Here is a 2,313-nt window from a genome sequence, read left to right on the forward strand (position 1 = left end):
TGTCCGGGCTGCGCGGGAGCCGTCGCCGGGGTGGGCAGGCCGCCGCCGGTCGCGAAGTCGTAGCCGCACCCCTCGCAGAACCGGTCGACGGCGGGCGTCCCGCAGTCGGGGCAGGTCCTCTCCGTGCCGCCCGCCGGGGCTGCCGCGCCCGCCGCCGGCGGCGGGGCGCCGCCGATCGCCTCGCCGCAGATGTCGCAGTAGTCCGCGGACTGCGAGGTGTGTCCACTCGCGCAGGTCGCCATGCTCAGCCCTCGCCCCGCCGCGTGGTCACGGTCTCGTCCTTGCGGGTCCGGACCGTCTTGGTCGACCGCGTCTCGATCTCCATCTCGGCGGCCTTGTCGATGTCGCGCTTCAGCCGGACGGTGCCGGTCACCGGGTCGACGACGTCCACGACCTTGCGCAGCATCGCGGTGATCGCGTCGTTGCCCGCCTCGTCGGCGAGCACCACGGCGCGGCCGAGCCGCGCCGTCGCGGTGTCGAGGTCGCCGTCCCGGCGGGCCTGCAGCCCCTCCTGGATGACGGCCGCCAGCTCGGCCTGCCCGGTGTAGTGCGCCACCCGGTCGTTGATCTTGGTGGACTGCGCCTCGTCGTCCGTCCACTGGGCGAGCACGTTGCCGCTCGCGAGGACCTTCGCCTCCTCGCCGGGCGCGCCCGGCACGACCAGCTTCACCCACGCGGCGCGCAGCTCCTTGCCGCCCACCTGGCCGGGCTGCACCTCCACGCAGACGTGGTAGTCGCGGGCCTCGGCGCCCCACGCGCCGAGCGGGTAGTCGCCCGCCTGCGGCGCCGACTCGGTGCGCTTGCCGGTCAGGTCCTCCACCGACGGCATCACCTGCTTGACGAACCGCAGCGTCGCCGTCTGCGGCGTCCACACCCGCAGCGCGACGTCGGCGACGGACTTGCCCATCGCCGCCTCCGTCATCGCCCGGAAGTCGGCGACGAGCCCGGCCGGGTCGGCGACGATGTCGACGCTGCCGAGCAGCGCGGAGGCGACCTTGCGCAGCTCGGCGACCTCCCAGTCGGTGCCGACGCCGCGGCAGTCGCAGACGAACCGGCCGCCGCAGCGGAACAGGACGGCGTCCAGCTCCTCGGCCGTCTCGTGCTGGTTCTTGCCGTCGGTCAGCAGGATCGCGTGCCGGATCCCGCCCTGGACGTCGTCGAAGAGCTGGTCGGCGAGCCGCAGCCACGACCCGATCGCGGTGCCGCCGGACGCCGTCAGCCGGCTCAGCGCGTGCTTGGCCTCGGCGCGCGTCTCCGGCGTCGCCGCGACGAGCCCCTGGTGCCTCGGGAAGATCATCGAGGCGGTGTTGGACCCGGAGACGACCGCGAACTCCACGCCGTCCCGCAGCGTGTCGACCGCGACCTGCGCCGCCGCGATCGCCGCGCGCAGCTTCGTCCCGGGGTAGGACATCGAGCCCGAGGTGTCGATGATGATCACCTCGGCCGCCCGGGTGGTGGAAGGCACGGGCGCGCCGTCCGCCGCGGTCGCCTCGACGGACACGATGGCGTGCACCTCGCGGCCGCCCTCGGGCAGGTACCGGTTCTGGTCGATCTTGATGCTGAACTGCGGCTCGCTCATCGGGGCTCCGTGCTCTGCGGGGTCTCGCGGCTCTCGGCTTGGCGGTCGGGGGCGGTGTGGTCGAGGGCGGAGGGGGCGGGGGACGGGAGCGGGATCACGGCGACGGTGATGTTGTCCCGGCCGCCCGCCTCCAGGGCGTGCCGGACGAGCGTCCGAGCCGTGTCGAGCGGGTCGGCCGGGCCGCCGGGCCCGCTCGCTGGCAGCGCGGCCAGGTCGCCGGCCGCCGGGAAGTAGTTCCACAGGCCGTCGCTGCACACCAGCAGCGTGCCGGGGCCGGCCGGCCGGAACGTCGCGACGTGCGGGCGGACCTCGCCGGCGTCCACGCCCAGCCACGCGGTGATGACGTGCGCGTTCGGGTGCGCCTCGGCCTCCGCCTCGGTCAGCGAGCCCTCGGCGACCATGAACGCCGCCCACGAGTCGTCCTCGGTGAGCCGCCGGGACGGGCCCAGCTCGGCCATGTCGCCGGTGCTGATCTCGGCGGCGTCCGGGCCGGTCTCGTCGGGCGCCGGGCCGGGCTCCGCGTCGCCGTCCGCCGACAGCCAGTAGGCGCGGCTGTCGCCGACCCAGCCGACGGTGACGGGCGCGCCGCGCGTCACCGCCGACACGTACGTGCAGGACCGGTCCCTTATACACATCTCCGAGCCCACGAGACGGGCCCCCATCTCGTATGGCGTCTTCTGCTCGAAAAGAACACAAGCAACAACATCACTATCACAGAGGCTGGCGACGATGAG

At 74.2% G+C, this 2,313-nt stretch carries 2 protein-coding genes and 1 pseudogene; all 3 read right to left on the reverse strand.

Going from position 1 to position 2,313, the window contains the following annotated elements; all coding sequences use genetic code 11:
* Positions 1–242 (reverse strand): annotated as a pseudogene (locus HUX53_RS01645) (phosphopeptide-binding protein); the annotation flags it as partial.
* A 2-nt stretch (positions 243–244) separates the two neighbouring features.
* Entirely contained in the window at positions 245–1,579 is a 1,335-nt protein-coding gene (locus HUX53_RS01650; protein ID WP_176401394.1) for a VWA domain-containing protein, read from the reverse strand.
* Positions 1,576–2,241 (reverse strand): PP2C family serine/threonine-protein phosphatase, encoded by a 666-nt coding sequence (locus HUX53_RS01655; RefSeq protein WP_176401395.1) that lies wholly within the window; start codon positions 2,239–2,241, stop codon positions 1,576–1,578. Before HUX53_RS01655 ends, HUX53_RS01650 begins: the two co-directional genes overlap by 4 nt.
* Positions 2,242–2,313: the final 72 nt, after the last annotated feature.

It is taken from the genome of Actinomadura sp. BRA 177 (assembly GCF_013372625.1).
In the GTDB taxonomy this organism is placed as follows: domain Bacteria; phylum Actinomycetota; class Actinomycetes; order Streptosporangiales; family Streptosporangiaceae; genus Spirillospora.

What these genes read in the sequence shown, in the direction of transcription:
- HUX53_RS01650 (WP_176401394.1), bottom strand. Translation starts at nt 1,579, where the DNA reads ATGAGCGAGCCGCAGTTCAGCATCAAGATCGACCAGAACCGGTACCTG.
- HUX53_RS01655 (WP_176401395.1), bottom strand. Translation starts at nt 2,241, where the DNA reads ATGGGGGCCCGTCTCGTGGGCTCGGAGATGTGTATAAGGGACCGGTCC.